A 19,092-nucleotide genomic window follows, 5' to 3' on the forward strand; every position below is an offset into this window, starting at 1 on the left:
AAGAAGAGCTTGGGGCATCGTAAGTCCAAAGCGAACCGTAACCGCAACGCCTAACCCAGATAAAATAAAACAATGGAGAGCAAGCAATTGAAAAAAAGCGACCAGCACTGCTGGCTCGGTGACCGCTGCGCAGCGAAAATCAAGCTAAGACGAACAAGCGTTCGCTTGTTTGAGGCCTAGTAGCCAACTAAAGGTAAATGGAGCTAGCTTGTGGCTTGGTTTGTTTAGCAAGTACTTCTCGGTCACTCGCAGGATCGATTCGAACTCAGCATCATTGAGTTGGCGACGCGTTTTGATCGATCTTACTCTCAACCCCGATCCATCAAAGGGTGTGTCGTCATCTTTGCCTGTTGAACCAAATGGATTCACGGGGAAAGTTGTTCCAATACGTCAAGAGTTAGGAAGCCCAAAGCTTTCGCCTGGACGATGCGATCCTCGCCTTGGTCACATTCAAATACTGCTCTGCTGACTTTGCGGTGACGGCCTGCGACTCCAAGGCGACGTTTCCCTGCGTAAGTGCGATTAACCGCCGAGCCTTTTGCGTGGCTACCGAATCCTTGAACTCCTCCGCTGGAATCGCTACGAAATCCAGTGTCATTCCGAGCGCTGAGAGAATGGCCTGGAGGTTAGAGACCGAGTAATGCTCGTCCTTTCCAGCGAGAATCCGAATCACTGTTGCCCGTGATACACCACTGCGCCGTGCAAGGTCGGAAACCGAAATATCGAGTTCTTTGACCCGGCTTTGAAGTAACGTCGAAATCGACATAGCTGACAATCCAAAGGGACTTGTTCATGACCGGCGGCAAGAAGAAGAAACGGCTTATGTATTGTTGCACATATGAAACAAAAAGCAAGCCAGTTCATAGGCGATACTTTCGTGGCGTTGTTCACAAGGCGTTTGGCGAAAACGATTTACGTCAATTTGTTCCGTCTCGCGAGCGGTTTTGGGGAGAGTGCGGTTCACTCAACTGCTCTGATAGGTTGGGAAAATGACCGCAGTAGGTTATTCGATTTAGCTGGTGTTTAGCACCCTACGCAAATCACCAGCTTTTTTCGTATTCCCAGCGAATTTGCCCACTCTCTCCCTTCGCCCCGCTTCGGGGAGAAGGGCCGAGGATGAGGGGTTCTGAGTGCCCAAACAGAGAGAAAATCTCTCAACCTCTCTGGGTTATGGGGTTTTGACCGCGGGGTAATCATCTGGTTGGATCACTAGAGTGGACCATTTCACTGCTAGTCTGGCTCACTAAGAAGAACCCGGTTACGAAACAATTTTTGCCCGGTTATGGGGCGCGCGACGTCAAATCTGCATCGGTTACAGCCACATTGAAAAACCGGATTTACAAGTCGGCTCATCTCGCCAACACAGACTACTGCTTGGAGGCTTGCACGTCGTAGCAAAGCAACATCCCTTGGTCGCGAATGTAGAGCTTGCCGTTAGCAATGATCGGGTGCGCCCAAGCTGGCACGTTGGTGCGATCAGGTTGCTCGAATCGCGCGAGTTCCTTGTAGCCTTCTTTCGATGGTTCAATCAGTACAATCGGCCCTTCCTCACTTCGAAGGTAAAGCCTGCCATCAGCATAAAGCAAAGCTCCTTTCGGACCTTTTCGATCTCGCCACAGGATCTTGCCTGTTTGGAAGTCGATACATGTCATTATCCCACCACCGTTTCCACCATTAGCACCGTAAAGTGCTCCATCAATAACGATCATTCCTCCGTGGTGATTCTGCATACTGGTCGTGAAGTAGACTTCTTCTGCTTCGAACTTACCGTCGCTGGTTTTCTTTAACTTCACCGCGCCGCCGCCTGCTCCATACGCGGAGGCTGCGAAGACGAGGCCGTCTTGATAAATCGGGGTCGAGCAGTTGATGCCCATCCCGTTCGATGGCTTGTTATATTGCCAAAGTATCTCACCGGTATCCGCCGATACGCCCACCACTGCGCTGGAGGTCATCTGCACGTATTGTCGAGATCCTTCATGATCGATGGCAATAATGGATGAGTACGCCGCTCCTGCACGGCCTCCACCGCCGAAGCCACCTCGCCGGCCGCCACCCCCAGCATTTCCAGGGGGGCCGAATCCTCTACCTGCCATGCCAAAGGTGCCTGGATTTACCTGTCCGCCAACAAACCCTTGGTCGGGGCTCCAGACCTGCTTCTTGGAATCGGTGAAAGGTTCAGAGGCTCCGGCGTTGATGCGAATTGGCTTCAGGTCCTTGTTGCTCGAGTCTTGTGGAAGTATCTCGATCGCTTTGATCGCTGGATTTTCAACTTGTTGCTTGAAAGTAATCTTCAACTCGCCATCTGTGACTTCAACTGGAACCGATTCAACATATGCCTTTCGAAGTCCTCCAGCTTTTTGAAATGGGTCAAAGTCTTTGAACTCCTTGCCTTGGACCGTAAATGTGAAAACTCTTTGCCCGGTTGTAGTGATACCTTGATAGGTTTCCGCAAAGTGTAGGTTCACTTGGTATTTGCCGTTGGGTAGCTTCTGATTGAAGCCAGTCATCCCCCAGTGCTCGCTGACATACAGCGTTGAATCTTCGGTACCGGTAACCACGGCCGCTTGTGGTGCATTGCCACTTTGTGGCTGACCGCCTCGCGGACCTCGCTCACCTTCGTTGGGACGGCTTGCAGTAGCAGCGGGTGCATTTGGCGTTGTAATCGCAGCGGCAGTTGTTTTCCAAATCACCTCGCCGCTGTTTTTGTTCAGTGCTACGAGCATTGCGCTGGAGGCGCCCGGCGTACAAATCACCTTGTCGCCATCGATAAGTGGCGATTCGCGAAAGTTCCACATGGGTGCGGTTCCACCAAAGTCCTCTTTGAGGCTCTTCTTCCAAAGAACTTTTCCCTCGTTAGCATCGAGGCAAGCAATCCGACCACTCATTCCAATTACATAGATACGGTTGCCATCGACGGTTGGCGTTCCTCCGGGACCTTCTTTCGATTGGGGTACATCTTGAGGCTGGGCATCACCAAGCGAGCTTGCCCAAAGCTCCTTGCCGTCGACTTCGGATAAAGCCCATACGATTTCTTGGCCGTCACGATTGCTAAGCCCGTAGATTTTTCCTCCAGCCACTGCAGGCGCACTGTCACCGCCACCGAGACCCTCGATTCGCCAAGCCAATCGAGGTCCACCCTCAGGCCATGTCTTAAGTAAGCCGGTTTCACTCGAGACAGCGTTACGATTTGGTCCCTGCCATTGCGGCCAATCTTCAGCACAGGCAACTTGGCTCGACAGCAAGAGTGCCAGGTAACATGTGATTCGCCGCATAGCATTTGCCTCAGGGGTATTGGGATTGGGTGAAGCAGCCAGTCGCGTGCTTGGACTGGTCGGGATGCCTCTAGAAAAGTAATGCGAGATCGCTGAAGCAGCGGGGCCAAAGAATCTGCACAAACTTTTTAAATACTTTAGTTAGCGATGGCATTGTCCGCAGCCAACTGCATTTGGCTGAATCGAGGATCGTCGGTCGGCGTGTACCCCTTCACCACGATGCTGGCATTACGGTGGTTCAGCAGTAACTCAATCCAATCGATCCAGGGGACCATTGGCGTGCCCGATTGACGGCTAACACTTTCGTTGAGCAACCGGTCCACCAAGGCTTGAGATTTCTCGAACGCCATGACTGCTTCGTTGGCTCGTCCCGCACGGTGATGCGCGATGGCGATGAGCGGATGGGCGATTCCCTTTCCAAACCACTCGGCATCGTTCGATTGCTCCAATCGCTCGATTGCCTTTTCCACATTGCCTGCGCGAAGATGTGCCCACCCGGCGACGTATAGGTTGGCGGCGTAATACATGGATGCGTATTTGTGTTGGAGTTTTTTGTTGGAACCGGATTTGTTCTCGACATCCAATAGCATATGCTCAACTAGGCTAGCCAATTCGGCTGCCTTGTCTTGCGAGATCTCTCCGACGAGCAAGGCACGCGTCACCACGGAAGCTGGATCGTTTGCACCAAGCGGCCCAATTTCCTGAGTGATTTTTTCGTAAGCTCTCGTTTGGTCTGTAAAAAACAGCAACTGCGGCACTCCAGAGAGCTCTGCTTGCTGAGCCGAACAACCAATCTCGACAGCTTGTGAAAAATCTGCTGCTGCAGCATCCCATCGACCCAGCTTTGCATTTAGTCTCCCTCGCTCCAACCAAACCAAGAAGTACTTGGGAAGTATCTCGGTCGCTTCGGTATAAGCTTTGTATGCCTCAGACCATCGTTGTGCATCCGCGTGAACTCTACCTGATGCAAGTAAGACAGTGGTTGAATTCAGTCCTTGATTAAACCCTTCCAGATCCTCACGAGCCCTGTTGGCGGTCTCCTCTGCCATTTTCGCTTCGTTAAGCGCGATCACTTTCTCATCGCGTTCACGAATTGCAACTTGCGCCTGCCAAACGCTAACAATCGTCCCCAACAATAATGCGGCTGTCACAGAGGATGCGGTGGTAATTGCGACCTTGTTGCGTCGAGCGAACTTGGAAAAGCGATACCAAGTTGATGGCGGACAAGCGACCACCGGCTGATGCACGAGGAATCGCGACACATCTTCGGCCATGGATCCGGCTGTTGCGTAACGTCTGTTTCGATCTTTGTCCAAGGCCTTCATAACGATCCAATCCAGATCGCGTTTCATCGAAAAGGCAAGCTTGGCAAGATCCTGATTGCGATTTGCCGCGATGGTGGTGGCAAGTTGGTTGTTAAGGGTACTCAGCCGAGTGCTAGGTCGGTGCGGTTCTTCTTCGCGAATGATTCGGCGCAGTTCATCGAAGCCAGCACTTTGTAATCGTTCCGAAGCAAATGGTGTCGTGCCGGTCAATAACTCGTATAGCAACACGCCCAATGAATAGATGTCACTACGAGTATCAATGTCGCCAGTACTCATGCCTGCTTGCTCGGGACTCATGTAGGCTGGCGTACCCACCATGGAAGCGAAGCGAGTGTACATCGTCTTGATGGTCAAGCTTTGGCCAATTGCCTTAGCCACTCCGAAATCGATGACTTTCACCAGCGGATGGCCATCTTGGAGCGTCACCAAAATATTCGAAGGTTTCAAATCGCGATGAATGATACCCTTCTGATGCGCGTGCTGGACTGCGTTACAAATATCAACAAACAGTTTGAGACGTTCGGAGATATCGAGCTGATGACCGTCACAATAATCGGTAAGTGGGACGCCTCGGACAAGCTCCATCACAAAGTAAGGCTGAGCTGATTCTGTAACACCAGCATCGAATACTCGAGCGATGTTTGGATGATCCATTAAAGCGATTGCTTGGCGTTCCGCTTCAAAGCGCGTCAGTACCTCGCGCGATTCCATACCCGGTTTGATGATCTTGAGAGCCACTCTACGTCGAATCGGCGATTGCTGATCGGCAACATAGACCAGTCCGAATCCGCCTTCACCGATCTGCTCCATCAACTTGTAAGGACCAATCATCGCTCCGAGAGCTTGTCCGGAGAATGAATGGTTCATGGCAACATACGATTCAGTTGCAATATTGGCGAATGGGGGACCATCACCTCTGGCAACGATCGGAGTATCGACTGGATTGTCGTCTCGCGCATGCTCACGCAGAAGGGCAGTGACCGAGGCAAGCAAAGCCGCGTCGCCACAGCATGCTGATTCAATAAATGCTGTGCGATCTTCGCTGGACTCGATGTCGAGGGCCTCCAAGAAGATCGATTTCTCTGAAGATCGAACTGGTCTCATTCTGATTCGCCCCCATTCAACTCGCGCCCAAGCCAAGCTCTCGCGTACGCCCAATTGCGTTTCACTGTTCGCGGCGACACGCCCAGGGCATTAGCTGTTTCCTCAACGCTTAGCCCCGCGAAGTAGCGAAGTTCGACGAGTCTAGCCATCGCGAGATCTTCTGCCGCGAGTCTAGTGAGGGCTGCATCCAAATCAAGTAGCTGATCTATGTCACCGATCTCAATCGCCACATCGTCGCACAGCTCCTGCCGCTCAAAGTCCCCCCCGTGTTTCACGCTCTTTCTACGCCTGGCATGATCGACCAAGATGCGTCTCATCGCTTCGGCCGCAGCAGCAAAGAAATGAGAACGACCGTCCCACTTGATCTCTGCATTCCCGACCAAGCGGATATACGCTTCGTGGACCAGCGCAGTCGCCTGCAAAGTCTGTTCAGCCTTTTCACGATTTAGTCGGTAGCCCGCTAGTTTCCTCAATTCTGCGTATACAAGCGGCAGCAACTCGGCTGCAGCAGCCGTATCGCCTTGTTCAATCTGCTCCAGGATTTTGGTTACTTCTGTCATGCGACTTTCGCGAAGGGGCATCCTAATCGTTAGCATTCAGACTTCTTCGAGGGGACCACTTCCGATCCCGTTTAGCTTGGTAGTCACAATTCTAATGCGGAATCCCCAGAGCATCGTGGCCAAATATTTCCAAGAATGCAGAACCGGTCGTCTCCGGGGTGAATTGCCTTCCTTAAAACCGAAAAAAGCGTCAGGTTATGGGGCGCGCGACATGCAAACTGGATAGATAGTCCTGGAGGGGATGATCAACCCCATCTACTGTGGAAAGATCAAACATAAGACCGAACTCTTCCCGGGGCAGCATGAAGCCATTATCGACGATGAAACCTTCCTCCGTGTCCAGGCCCAGCTACGCGAGAACAGCTTCAATCGTGGGAACCGAATGCCCAGCAAGCATGGAGGGTTGCTCAATGGCCTCATTCGCTGCCCAACATGCAATGTTGCCATGGTCCACAATACAACAAAGCGCAAGTCCCGTGTCTACCGTTGCTACACATGCGTCCGAGCGATCAAGAGTGGGCGGAGGGCTTGTGAGTGTCCCTCCCTCCCCGCAGGAGAAATGGAAGCTGCCGTCGCCGACCAAATTCGAATCATTTCACGGGACGAGGGGATCCGCAGCGAAATCATCCGACAAGCCATGGCGTCTACCGAGCAAGGGACAACGGAGCTCGAAGCGCAGAAGGTTCAGCTAACGCGGCAACTGAACCGCGATCATTCCGAGATACGGCAGCTGGTCATCCACAAAGATCCCAATCAGTCGATCACGCATCGAATCGCAGACGTTCAGTTACGCATCGAGGGTGCGGAAAGGAGTCTTGCCAAGGTCAGTCGTGAGCTGGCGGATTGGGAGAAGCGGGAGCTTTCCATTCAAGAGATCGAAGAGGCTATCATCGACTTCGATCGGATCTGGGAATCTCTCACGACTCGGGAAAAAGCACAACTTCTTGCCTTGGTGGTTTCGAAAGTCGAATTCGACCATGGCGAAAGCACCATCGCCATCTCGTTTCACGACAGCGGCGTCGAGTCGCTAGAGCAACAACCCTTGGAGGTCTAAATGGTTACCATCAAACAGAAACTCAGCATCAACATCGCTGCGCATGGTCGAATTCAGATCCGATCCATTGATCCGAACAAAGCGAAACGAAGAGAAAGACCATCAGGCCGAGTCCCTCGCATTTCCAGGCTGATGGCCCTTGCGATCCATTTCGATGAGCTGCTTCGAACAGGAGAAGTATCCGACATGGTCGAGTTAGCCGACCGCGAGCAAGTTACTCAACCACGCATGAGCCAAATCATGGCCCTTAACCAACTCGCCCCTGAGATCCAAGAGCAGCTACTGTTCTTGCCACGCCTCTCCGTGGGGAAACCCGAGATCTCAGAGAAGTCGCTTCGTAAAATCATCATGCTCGAAGAATGGGAGGAGCAAAGATACTTGTTCGAGACTGTGTTCGGGACACCTAGCAGCGACGATTCTGATACCATGTGAAATGGCTAATTCGGACGATTAGCCAATTACCATCAGCACCGAATAATTCGAGATACTGTACGCCGAGTTGCCGCAACACATCTGCACCCGCTGGGGATGTCCCTAGAACGCCTTCAGGCCATTTTGGGGCGGAAATCCCTGGAAATAACGCAGGTTTCCTTGTAGAGAGTGAGACGCAAATCTGGAGGGCAGGCAGCCCAATTGACCCGGTTGCTGGGCTACAATGAGATTTTTGTTTTCCGGCGTGGGCGCCGGAGAATTACTAGTTCTGTCCTTCAGCTGAGTCGCGAATCCTTTCCGCATGAAACGACTTGCAATCGAATTTCGTGATCAAAAGATCAATATGTCGCTACCGGAAGCGGGAGTGCTGACAGCAATGGTTACCGTGGTCGACCACGGTGATCGCGATACCAGCTCCTCTGACGAGGTACAACTTGAACTGGGTGGGTTGGACTCTGTCGATGGCCAACATCCGCGATGGGGAAAATTTGATTTAGTTCCCGGTGATACTGTACGAATTACTGTGCACGATGATCGAGTTTCTGATCCCGAGAAACAGCGTACTGGCGAAACTGAAGAGGAGCGACTTGAGTCAAAGCGAAACTATGTTCGGAGGGTTGCGGCTGAACTTGGATGGAAAATCCTAGAAGACTAATTCAGCACCGGACGACGAAAAGACAGAACCATGGCATGCACATGAAGCACTCGATCGGCCGTTTTGACTTGCGTTAAGTCAACCGCTCGTGCTCGGTGATGCTTCACGTTCGTCCGCGAGAGGGGAGCCAATGAGCTGGCATGTCGCTTACTATGTCTTCTTGGGCTTGCCTGCGTCGTTGTGGTTTCTGAACCGCTTGTTTTTACGCAACCGCTTACATTGGCTTATTCTATGGCCCGTTGCGATTGTGGGGTGTTACTGTGTGTTGCTTCTCGGTGTCCATTTGCTTGACTCGCACCTCGAAGCCGAACTCTATAAGCATGATCTTAATGGTGACAGGTCCTTCAGTGGCGCCGAGGTCACACCTGCGATGGAAGAGGCAATGGGGCGTCTGACCAACGATACTGGTCGCGCGTTGGCACCTATTACTGGAATGGTGTTTTCGCTTACCTGGGTTGCAATGAACTATATTCCTCCTGGAATAATTTCGCTCGCGATATGGAGATTCAGATCGCACCGAGGTGACTTTGACGAAAACGAAAACATCGCGTCGCCTGAATACGATCGCATTCAACAGGAACCTTATGAAACTGATAATCCATATCGCGTACCTCGATCGACCAATCGGGTAGAATAGGACGAACAAAAAATTGCAGCGAAGTGCTCGGTCGTGCGTTTTGACTTGCGTTGAGTCTCTTCCTCGCACTCGATGAATTTGGTCGTTCGTACCTATTGGCAGTTGGATAGGAGTTGCTAGAAATCACAACACAAAACCCGTACGCCGTGTCAAAACACGATACCTTTGTTGGGACAAAAGGCAACGGAAAGAATCCGCGGCACCTTGCGTGGTTCACGATCGGTGCAGTCATTGGACTTGCAATTGGCCGATCCATTCCGGAGGGATTTTTGCCATTTATGGGTCGTTTCTTTTCCGACGGATTACTGGTTCAATTCGCCGTGTTTGCTTTCATTTCATTTTGTCTCGGAAACTTGGGCTACGACCGGAGCACGCTTGGTACTACAAGACGTAGTCACATTTGGATTCGAGCTACCGGTGGTTTAATGCTTGGGATTGGCTTCCCATTGTTGTATTGCGTCATCCAGTATGGTGCTCTCGACTCGGTGCAGGTTTTCATAAAGCGTCGTGGTATGTTTTTCGAATTTACTTGCCTGTTTATCATTGGGATCGCAAGTTCACTTTCGACTGAATTCACAATTCGTGCAATTCGACCTCGTAAATACATGAACGCGAGGCGAATCGGGTAAGGATGCCCGTTGCCGGGCACCCTCCCCACACCACCGTACGTGCGGGTCCGCATACGGCGGTTCAGCGAAGATGCTCAAGCTCTGCCCATAATGTCTTCATGCTTAAGACCCCTTGGGCCGATAACCACGCATTCGTTAGTCCTACACCGCTCGCGATGGTCTTCGACATATGCCATGGACCTTTACGGCTTTTACCGTGTCGTATCGCCGATTGCCTTAGTCCCGATAGAGACGGCAGACACTAGCCAAGCACTTCAGTGCTGGGTAGGTGTTCCAAACGCTCCTCAGTCCCGGCAGGGACGAAAGAACGCGTTGCACGATTGGGCGAATGATCCTGACCTCTCGCGTAGCGAGCCACCATTTCGATCCTAAGCGTATTGCGATCGCGATTGATGGAATGGGAAACTCAAGTTAACGAATCGGTAACACTCAATTCATCGCGACGCCGGTCTACCGCGCCGGGATTTCTTTCGTCCCTACCGGGACTTGGGTGACGCGGTGGCGTCCACCCCAGCCCTGAAGGACTGGGCTATTGTCTTTCGTCCCTGCCGGGACTAAGACTAGCATTCCCTTTTTGGCTACGCCAAGAAGTGGTTACGTATTCATATCGAGCTAAGCTCGAGGGGGCGACTAACGCCTCCATGAGAGACATTGGGAATAAACTCAAGGCTGGTTTCTCAATGGACGCTGTCGCGGTATCATCGGTTCGAACTGTTGAGCCTGCGGTCTCCATGCGTAAGGATTCCAGTAAACTCGGATCTCCTGGCATAGGGTGGTTCCCTCGCGGCAAGTCGATTGATGGCTCTTCCTTGTTCGGCCCTTCCTGCTTCCATTGGCGTTGGAAGGTCAGTACTACGGCCTCTGCTGACTTCTATACAGCCCGGCGCTGCTTTCGTAGCGTCGTTCCTGGCTTTCAGTCTTCGAGATGACTTACTCCCTGGAGCTGTATAGATCTCCCCGGATAAGAGCATTGGTTTCCTCTGCACAAGCTCATCCTTTACCTGATCAACCGATAGGCATTGGGCTTCGCAATGATGTCGTTGCTCGCCCGCTGGTCCGGCCTTGTAGGACGTTTCTGGTTGATATCCAAACAATCGTATGCTACCGAACATGGGATCGATAACCTATGGCCTCGCGACCACTCAACTCCTCGGATTGAATGGGAGCAGAACACTAATCGTCGCTAATCACCACTAATAAGGAGTAGCAACAAGATTGTCGCGGTTTTTGATTAGTGCGAATCAGTGGAGATTAGTGTTCCTGCCTTCTCAAAACGCTGAACTGTCGATTCTAGCAATATCCAGGTCCCACGGCATTTCCGTGGTTGAGGATCAAGTCCGTCACAGTAGAACTAGAAGCTTTATTGCAGTTCTCGATGTTTCGAAAGCCGCCTTCTCGTCGATACCCATTCTTGGAAGCAAGGAGCGTTCCTTTCGGGCTTTGCCACGCTCGATCTCTTGAACATGATGGTGAAGCGACTTGCGGCTCGGCCCAAGGAACAGCGACCGACTTGACGCCATGCTCGGGACACTTCACGCGAGGCACGTGACCAAAGAGGGTGGTTTTGAACTGACTTCGGAGACAGACCATGAAGTTGCATTTCAGTGGGGTCCTTTCCCCTGAAATTATGCACTACCCACGGTGATGCCGGATGGACCCTAAAAAGGCTAACCGATGTGAGAGCAGATGTACTGCAGCTCGGTGTAGTCTAGGATTCCATGCCGGGAGCCCTCTCGCCCCACCCCCGATTCCTTCATGCCCCCAAACGGAGCGATCTCCGTGGATATCAGACCGGTATTGTGACCTACGATCCCGTAGTCCAAGGCCTCGGAGATTCTCCAAAAACGCTGGTAGCTTTCGGTGTAGAAATAGGCGGCGAGTCCGGCTCGGGTATCGTTCGCCAGATCGATTGCCTCCTGATCGGAATCGAACGTCATAATAGGAGCGACGGGCCCAAACGTCTCCTCATGTGCTATAAGCATGGTTCGATTGACACCTGTCAGAACAGTTGGAGTGAAATACGTTCCTCCAAGCGGATGACGCTTTCCACCGCAAACGAGTGTTGCCCCTTTGCTGATCGCATCCTGCACATGGGCCTCCACTTTTTGAACAGCCGACTCGTTGATCAATGGGCCTTGATCAACCCCTCGCATCATCCCATTTCCGACTCGCAGGTTCTGGACTTCCGCTGCCAGTTTCGATGCAAACACATCCGAAACGGAGCGATGGACCAGGAATCGATTGGCGCAAACACAGGTTTGTCCTGCATTGCGATACTTGCTCGCCACTGCGCCTTGAACGGCATCTTCCAAATTCGCGTCATCGAAGACGAGAAAGGGAGCATTTCCGCCCAGTTCCAGCGAGAGACGTTTCAGTGTGCCAGAGCAAGCCGCCATCAGCTTTTTGCCAACGGCTGTGGAGCCTGTGAAGCTTATCTTGGCAATGCGCAAGTCGCTGGTGAGCAAGTTGCCAGCCATCTCCGAATCGGTTGTCGGAACGACGTTGAGGACACCTGCTGGCAAACCTGCTTTCTCGGCAAGTGCTGCCAGGGCCAACGCCGTAAAGGGGGTTTGTGGCGCTGGCTTGGCAATCACGGTACAACCGGCCGCTAAAGCCGGTGCTACCTTTCGAGCGATCATCGCAGCGGGGAAGTTCCAAGGTGTGATGGACGCCACCACACCCACAGGCTGCCTCGTCACCATAATCCTTTTGTCGGCCATATGGGGTGGCACCAGCTCCCCGTACAAACGCTTCGCCTCCTCTGCAAACCATTCGATAAAGGAGGCTGCATAACGAACTTCCGCGATCGATTCCGTGATCGGTTTACCCTGTTCTAATGTGATAATCTCAGCCAACGGCTCAACATGTTGCATGATCTCGTCGTACCACGCCCGTAGCAGTAGCGCTCGTTGGCCAGCTACCATTCGTCTCCACGACGGAAAGGCTTGGTAGGCGCACTGGACGGCCCATTCCAAGTCCTTTTGTTGCAAATCGACAACTTCAGCGAGCACGGCCCCTGTTGCAGGATTGGAAATCGCAGTTCGTCGCTCCCTTTCGCCGCGGTACCAGTTTCCTCCAATGAAGGCCTCCGTTCGAAGCAGCGGATGGGGCATTGAGTGATCGAACATGACTAGAGAGCTTCCAAGTGTTGAAGCCAACGTTGGACTTTGGAAAAGATCTGCGTGTCTTGAGCATTTGCGGCATCGGAACTTTTGAGGGTGCTCCAAGTCTCCTTGTAGTAGCTAGCTGCGTATCCCGCTTCCGTGATTCGCTCGACAAAGCCGGATAGGCTTTCATCGTCTCCATTGATGAAGAAACGAGGAGATTTGCCCGGCTCGGCACTCGCCAGTCGCACGCGACTCCCTATCTTTGCATCACTGAGCCACACCGCGTTGAAATCGTCTGGAAACTGTGCAACAGTCACTAGGCCGAGCACACCACCCGACGCGATTCCAGCCACGCATGTGCGCCGCTTGTCAATCGTGTAATTGGTTCCCATATAGGATCGAACACGCATACCCACTTCTACTTCTTCGAAGCTCCAAGCTCGCTCGTCTGCAGATTGAACGACTGCGATGATCCAACGGTGATCGGCGCCAAACTGCTCCCAAAGATCGGACCAAGTTTTCGATTCTTGCTGCCCCGCATCGGCATATACGAGCAGGAGTCCATGGGCAAGATCGGCAGTGTAATTGGCGGGAACGATGGCGAATGCTTTGTTCTTCACATCACCAATCGGAATCTGAACGGTTCCTTTCGCGGGCTGTTTGGCCGCAGGTTCCTTCGATTCCACCGGAGCTTTCTCCGGGCGGGGATAGGTAAACGGAGGAAGGGAAATATCATTAGCAGGCCGAACAGAGGGTTGCACCGTGACAATCGCTGCCGCTTTATCGTCCCTTTCACCTTTTTTTAGAACGTTCAGCGGCAAAGCTTCTCGATAATCCCAAAAGGGAAGAAGCAGTTCCAACGGCTTCTCGTTGCTTAGGCTCTCATTGGAAAACCCCGTGATTCGATCTCCTGCTTGGAGGCCAGCTTTGCTCGCAGGACTTTCGTTGAGTACCAGCAAGATCTCTTCGGAACCGTTGGGTTGGCGCGAGGCGATGAGTCCTAGATACGGTTCGCGATAAGGGGGTAGCTCCTTCACCAAAGTCATCGAGGACTGCACCGTCTGCGATCCCCGGGTGACTTCGAGAACCAATGGTTGTCCCGCGTCGATCGGCCCCATGGCATGTTTGAGGTTCGAGTGCGTCGCAACCGGTTTTAGGGCAGTTTCCGAGCGTCCGGCCCGGACGACCTGATCCCCTGCTTGGAGTCCAGCCTTGGCAGCGGGCGAACCCGGCGAAACGCCGCTTAGCACAATACCCTCGGCAAACTCGTCTCTTCCTCGGACGCGAAACCCGGCCTTGCCCGGATAGATATCCTGCCCCGATTGAAGAACAGGTAGTCGTTCAAGGATATCGGACAATGGAATGGCAAAGCCAATTCCCGAGTCGTACCATTGTTCGACCTCACCCTCCGTTACGATTCCCGGATTGATCGGGGTGAGGATCCCCATCGCTTTCCCGTAGAGATCGATCAGAGGCCCACCATAGTTTTGAGGCGAGATCTTGCAGTCGGTTTGAATCGCCTTATCCCAAATCCGACCTTTGGCGCTCAAAATACCTACGCTGCGGCTAGCGGATCGGACGTCGAAGCTTTTTCCAAGTGCAATGGTCCATTGCCCGACGCGCCATGTAGCGGGATCGCTGGGAACGATCGGTCGCAATGTTGCATCGCCATCGATTTTAAGCAGCGCGATTTCGCGGCTGAAATCGCGAGCAACCAATTTTGCTGCCTTGCGTTCTTCGTTCGGTAATATGACGGTGATCGATGCTGGTTGCCCTTTGAATAAAAAGTTACTGGTGGCGATCCATCCCTCTTTGGATAAGACCGTGCCCGTCGATGGGCCAGGTGCAACAGCTTGTTTATTGACGATCTCCATCCCGCCAAAGGTCTCGATCTGCACCACGCTTCCCTGTGCCCAATTCGCGGCGGACTGCATGGCAGCTTCTTCCGCGATGTCGAGAGGGATTTGTTGCGCCACTGCCAAAGGAAAGAAACAGACCAGGGACAAAACGAAAGCGATAAGAAGCGAGGGGATTGGTGTGCGTCGCATCGATTACGGCCTTACTTGTATGCGAATGAGCTCTTGTCCTCGTTGCACCAAGAGTTGAAACGAGTCGGCCCGATTGATGGTGCTGAGGATTTTTTCCAGGGACTTTCGAGAGTCGATGCGTTGATCATTCACCAAAAGAATGAGGTCGTTGGTTTGCAGCCCTGCTTGGGCTGCGATAGACCCGCTTCGGACGTCGTCGACAAAGGCAGGTGTTTTGGGAAGGACATCGGGAATCAACGTCAAGCCGAGATCGGGAAGTCGATGAGGCTTTTCCACCGATTTGGCGGTCTCCAAATCGAGAGTCGCGGTTCCCTTCAAGATGCGATCGATGGAAGATTGGACCACCTCGAGTGGGAGTGCGTAGTTCAGCCAGATGCCCGACTGTTCGTCTCGAATCTCTTTGCCAAGCATTCCGATCCATTCACCTCGGAGATTGACCAATGCCCCGCCAGACGCTCCCGGATTGTTGGTCATGACATCGAGCACATAGACTTTGCCTTGATAAAGCGACTTCGTTTTACCTCGCCGCTGCGTCAGCGGGGCGATCGCCATGACAACCCCTTTCTGAACGCTGCAGTATTCGTCGCCCGTTGCGATCCCGAATAAATTGCTGACCCCGAAGACCCGCTGTCCCACCGTCGGCTGAGGTTTGGAGTCCAAAGGGAAACCGGTGAGGCCCGCATCTTCCACTTGCAAGAGCGCGATTTCATTCGCGGGATCGACACCTACGACCGTGGCATCCAACCTCCGTCCATCGAAGACCACGACACGCACTTTGGCGACATCCAGTACAGTCGTCCAGCTGGTGACGATGTGTCCATTGTTGCCAACCAGAATGCCGCTTTGGTAGCTCTCTAAACCTCGTGCCCCTCCTGCTCCAAACAGTTTGACGACCTTCTCTTGAACCTGGTCGACCAATTGCTCCTGCGTGGTAAGGATGGAATCGGGTTCCGTCCCCAGGGCAGGGAGCGTCAGAACTTGGGAGTGCGACCATGCAGTTAACGCGGCGAGTGTGACAAGAGTTTTGCGCAGGAAGCGTTTCATTACAGTCCCTCCTCCTTGCTCGGCTGAAGGAACTGATGGGATTTGATTTGCGCGATGAGTTTCGTCTCGAGCCCAAACTGGAGCCGCAGTACCGACGGGAATCGGAGCCGATTGTTAAAATCGGCTTTCTCGAAGTAAACCTCAGCCGGATCGCTGATGGTATCGGGGAAAATTTCCACGAGCCGAAACATACCGTCCTCAGGATCGGTGTATACCAAACAAGTGACTTCACCGATGGTGAGTTTTGTGGTGTCCATGAGTTCTCGCTCTCCGACGACCGGATTGCGCCCCAGGTAGATTGCTTCGCCAATCAACCGAGGCCCTTTTGCATGCCACTGTTGCCAAACGCGGAGGGCGATAGCAAGGCTCATCGGTGATTGTTTCTTAACCGTTTGCTGCCAACCTTGCACAGCAGGGAGCGTTTCGGATTGATCTCCCATTTTGAAGGTCAGCGACGCATCCGACCATTCACCCGACCAAGTCTGATTCTCAGCTGGCAATTCCCCTTGCCATTTCCACAACCCAGCATTCGCGTCTGCTTCCGTAAAGAGGGTGTGCGCTTTTTGAAGCTGAGTGATGCGATCCAGCTCGGATTTATTGAAGTAGTAATTGGAAAATCCCTTTTTGGCTTCGTAAAAATCCGCTAGTGCATCGGCTTGCTTTTCGTTTTCCTTCTCAACGGCAGGCGGATCGGTTGGCGAGGGTGGCTCGGATTCGCCAGGCGTTTCTTTCGGGTCGCGCCGAGGAGGTTGGGAAGGTCGATTGCTTTCTCCTTCGACAATTTCTTCAAGCTCGCTAGGCAAGTGAAGGCTTTGGAGTCGAACGTATGTGTCGAAAACTCCATCTTCGCTCCGGTAGCGGACCGGGATACGCCACAAGTCTGGGTAGATACCCAAGATGTTTTTTAGTTGGTTCGTCGTACCGATGTCGCGGTCCCCGACTCGCAGAATCTCATCACCGAAACGAATCCCTCTACGAAATGCATCGCTGGTTTCCAAGATGTTGCTGACGGTAACCAGTCCCTTGGTGTCGGTGGCGACGGTAAATCCCAACGTAGCGTGATCAACGACTCGGCCGGAACGAAGTTGCCAGTAGAAATTCATCGCCTGCTTGATCGAGATTGCATACCCCACTCCGACGTTTACGCGCCCACGTTTTTCGAAGGAGCATCGTCCGTTGATACCGATCAGTTCGCCACGCATATTGAATAACGGGCCACCCGAATTGCCTGGATTGATAGCGGCGTCGGTCTGGATGCAATCGCTGTATTCCAGAAACGTACCACTGGGGTATTGGTACCGCCGAACACCGCTCACCAAGCCGTAGGTAATGGTCGGCTGAAGATTGGTTGCCAATACGAAAGGGTTTCCGGCAGCAAAGCACCACTGCCCCGCACGCACTTTATCGCTATCGCCCAGCGTCGCGACAGGAAAATCCTCCCTGCCGAACATTTTCAAAACGGCCAAGTCCCCAGTGGGGTCGATGCCTGCCACTACGCAGTCGTACATCTTCCCATCGTTCATGCCGCATTTCATGCGATGTCCGAACGGACTGGAAACGTGAAAATTGGTCAACACATACCCGTCGCTGGAAATACAGACCCCCGACCCGCCACCCTGTCCATCCGCACCATGCACTGCGACGGTTGCGAGGCTCGCGCGCTGCATGGCTTCGATGCGCTCCGTCTCGGCCTGCAAGACAATCGGCTGCGGCGGGTTGGGGGGCGCGTCTTCCTGTCCGTACGCCCATGTCCCGTTCAACGAGAAAGTCGAGATCGCCGAGACGACTCCTAGCCAACTCAGCACCCTGCGGTTCATCCATTCGCCTTTCATTACCAACCGATGCGCCGAAGAAATGATCCGGGTATTCTTTAACGAAGAAGTCGCGGTTGTTTCCATTGGACTTCCGTTCCTGTTTGGGAGGGTGAGCGACTTTTGACCACCAACGTGATTCGTTTTTCTGATGCGATTGCCGCTTGGATACTTAGAACGGTTTGGTCGGGTGCGAGTGTTCCTGAGTAAATCACCTCAGAGTCTTGGCGAACTTCTATCTGGAGTTCGGCACGGAAATCTCCACGCTGCGTTCGTTCCACGCGGGATTCTAGGCGTGCGACCCCTTCCGGAGCTCGGAACGTGTAGGTGCCAGGCAATGAGAACAGGAGGTCTTGGTTCGCCGCTCCGGGATCGCGGGACGAGGTGGCTCGCACGAATCGAGGTTGAAATGCACTGGGTGTGCTGGGCGAAAGAAATTTCCAATTGCCCCATTCGTCCACCGTAGCTCCCAACTTTTCGGCAGAGGAGACCCAGCGCACGTTTGCGGTGCCAAACCGGATCTCGAGGATGTTCGCCAGAGGGACTGAACCGAGGACCTTCGACGGAGTTTCGATTTCCAAGCGATCGTTTTTCCAATCCAAGCGGGTGCTGTTCCAAATCGAGCCATCGACGGTGACCACTTCGATCGCTGGGGTGATGCGGGGTTGGGTGGGTTGGAACCAAGTCATTCCAAGGAGTTTCTCGATCGACATCTCCAATTTCTGATCGTCGAACCCAAACGCCACTTGCGATTGCCGGACTTCGACAATCGTACCCCCGACACGGGTCAGTTCCCCACTCGGACGCGTCAGGATCAATCCGTCTGATGTAATGGTCTCGGCGAGGATGTCACGCCATGGACCCTCCAGATTCGCTTCAAAAGGTTTGAGCTGCGCGTAGACCAACTGCTTGGAGGAAAGGGGAGAGGTCAATTTCCAAGATGCGGACTCGACAGTCCACTCCTCCCCCTTGCCAGTCAGGGAATCGAATCGAAGTTGCGAACCATCGACCGTGACTAGGACTGATACAGGGGGCTTCACCGATGCGGGAGGGGAGGCCAGTTTGACCGTTCCAATTTCTGAGGCAGGGACCGATTGCTCGCCATCACCGGTTCGCACACGCACCGACGCTTGGCTGAGCTCCAGCAACTCTCCATCCAAATTCGAACCATCGATCTTGGAAATGCGAACTTGTTGAAGGTTTGCTTTCAAGGAGGCTTTGGAGCTGTTGCCAACAAGCCCAAAAAACAGAACCGACGCGATCGCCATCAGCCCAATCGAGCGGAAGGCTGCATGAGGTCGAGATTGGGGTCGCCAAGATCGATAGTTGAAGCTCGGCACGGAAGTCCTTGGGCGGTGTCGTTGAAATAAGCAGATTCGATTCATCGTTGTGAGAATTCCTGCAGTTGGTACGG

13 protein-coding genes are annotated in these 19,092 nt (G+C 53.1%); 4 read left to right on the forward strand and 9 right to left on the reverse strand.

Annotated features, from left to right (window positions below; genetic code table 11):
• Positions 1-397 precede the first annotated feature (397 nt).
• The 4 genes from VN12_RS00145 to VN12_RS00160 all read right to left on the reverse strand — a co-directional run bounded on the left by VN12_RS00145 (position 398) and on the right by VN12_RS00160 (position 6,261).
• Positions 398-766: a helix-turn-helix domain-containing protein gene (locus VN12_RS00145; protein WP_146674928.1), complete on the reverse strand. Its 369-nt coding sequence runs from the start codon at positions 764-766 to the stop codon at positions 398-400.
• 601 nt (positions 767-1,367) lie between these two features.
• Positions 1,368-3,272 (reverse strand): PQQ-binding-like beta-propeller repeat protein, encoded by a 1,905-nt coding sequence (locus VN12_RS00150; RefSeq protein WP_205855154.1) that lies wholly within the window; start codon positions 3,270-3,272, stop codon positions 1,368-1,370.
• Between the two features lie 137 nt (positions 3,273-3,409).
• A complete protein-coding gene (locus VN12_RS00155; protein ID WP_146674929.1) occupies positions 3,410-5,701 on the reverse strand; it encodes a serine/threonine protein kinase in 2,292 nt (763 codons plus the stop codon).
• Positions 5,698-6,261 carry an ECF-type sigma factor gene (locus VN12_RS00160; RefSeq protein WP_146674930.1) on the reverse strand — a complete coding sequence of 188 codons (564 nt, stop codon included), beginning with the start codon at positions 6,259-6,261 and terminating at the stop codon, positions 5,698-5,700. Before VN12_RS00160 ends, VN12_RS00155 begins: the two co-directional genes overlap by 4 nt.
• 241 nt (positions 6,262-6,502) lie before the next feature.
• On the opposite strand from VN12_RS00160, the gene VN12_RS00165 reads away from it, so the two are divergent.
• From VN12_RS00165 to VN12_RS00180, 4 genes are all read left to right on the forward strand, one after another.
• Positions 6,503-7,315: a recombinase zinc beta ribbon domain-containing protein gene (locus VN12_RS00165; RefSeq protein ID WP_146679728.1), complete on the forward strand. Its 813-nt coding sequence runs from the start codon at positions 6,503-6,505 to the stop codon at positions 7,313-7,315.
• Complete coding sequence (locus VN12_RS00170; protein WP_146674931.1) at positions 7,316-7,747, forward strand: hypothetical protein; 432 nt, start codon at positions 7,316-7,318, stop codon at positions 7,745-7,747.
• Between the two features lie 301 nt (positions 7,748-8,048).
• A complete protein-coding gene (locus tag VN12_RS00175; protein WP_146674932.1) occupies positions 8,049-8,402 on the forward strand; it encodes a hypothetical protein in 354 nt (117 codons plus the stop codon).
• A 130-nt stretch (positions 8,403-8,532) separates the two neighbouring features.
• Entirely contained in the window at positions 8,533-9,039 is a 507-nt protein-coding gene (locus VN12_RS00180) for a hypothetical protein (RefSeq protein ID WP_146674933.1), read from the forward strand.
• Between the two features lie 2,296 nt (positions 9,040-11,335).
• Here VN12_RS00180 and VN12_RS00185 read toward each other — a convergent pair.
• From VN12_RS00185 to VN12_RS00205, 5 genes are read right to left on the reverse strand one after another with little or no spacing between them, the layout of a single operon-like run.
• Positions 11,336-12,796: an NAD-dependent succinate-semialdehyde dehydrogenase gene (locus tag VN12_RS00185; protein ID WP_205855155.1), complete on the reverse strand. Its 1,461-nt coding sequence runs from the start codon at positions 12,794-12,796 to the stop codon at positions 11,336-11,338.
• Between the two features lie 2 nt (positions 12,797-12,798).
• Complete coding sequence (locus VN12_RS00190) at positions 12,799-14,823, reverse strand: trypsin-like peptidase domain-containing protein (RefSeq protein WP_146674934.1); 2,025 nt, start codon at positions 14,821-14,823, stop codon at positions 12,799-12,801.
• A gap of 3 nt (positions 14,824-14,826) precedes the next feature.
• On the reverse strand, positions 14,827-15,867 hold the full coding sequence (locus tag VN12_RS00195; RefSeq protein WP_146674935.1) for a S1C family serine protease: 1,041 nt from the start codon (positions 15,865-15,867) through the stop codon (positions 14,827-14,829).
• Entirely contained in the window at positions 15,867-17,765 is a 1,899-nt protein-coding gene (locus VN12_RS00200) for a S1C family serine protease (RefSeq protein ID WP_240491271.1), read from the reverse strand. Before VN12_RS00200 ends, VN12_RS00195 begins: the two co-directional genes overlap by 1 nt.
• Positions 17,738-19,018, reverse strand: a complete 1,281-nt coding sequence (locus VN12_RS00205) for a hypothetical protein (protein ID WP_146674936.1) — start codon at positions 19,016-19,018, stop codon at positions 17,738-17,740. Before VN12_RS00205 ends, VN12_RS00200 begins: the two co-directional genes overlap by 28 nt.
• Between the last annotated feature and the right edge of the window lie 74 nt (positions 19,019-19,092).

The sequence above is a fragment of the Pirellula sp. SH-Sr6A genome (assembly GCF_001610875.1).
In the GTDB taxonomy this organism is placed as follows: Bacteria; Planctomycetota; Planctomycetia; order Pirellulales; family Pirellulaceae; genus JBKCUI01.